The organism is Neisseria sp. P0021.S007 (genome assembly GCF_051956855.1).
Window position 1 is genome coordinate 1 of sequence record NZ_JBQCXA010001533.1, and the last position, 466, is coordinate 466.

General features: G+C 57.1%; 1 protein-coding gene. It reads left to right on the top strand.

Annotation, left to right across the window (positions count from 1 at the left end; all coding sequences use genetic code 11):
• Positions 1-466, top strand: a 466-nt coding sequence (locus tag ACTHUR_RS20115) for an RNB domain-containing ribonuclease (protein ID WP_440400559.1), incomplete at both ends; no start/stop codon positions are given.

The following is a 466-nucleotide window of genomic DNA, read 5'->3' on the forward strand; positions in this document are numbered from 1 at the left end:
GGACGACGCTTTAAGCCTGACCGATTTGGGCAACGGCACGAAGCGCGTCGGCATCCATATCGCCGCGCCGTCGCTCGCCATTAAACAAGGCGACAACATGGAAAAAAACATCATGGAACGCTTGAGCACGGTCTATTTCCCCGGCGGCAAAATCACCATGCTGCCTGAAAACTGGATTGCCGCGTTCAGCCTCGATGCGGGCGCGTACCGCCCTGCCGTCAGCATTTATTTCGATGTGGACGGCGAGTTCAACATCGGCGAGCCGACCTGCAAAATTGAAGCCGTCAACATCGCCGAAAACCTGCGCATCCAAACCATCGAGCCGCATTTCAACGCCGAAGCGGGCTTGGACGAAGCCGGCGAAATGATGTTCGCCCACCATCAAGACCTGATTTGGTTCCATCAATTCGCCATCGCCCTGCAAAAAGCGCGCGGCAAATACGAACCCGACCGCGCGCCGCAATAC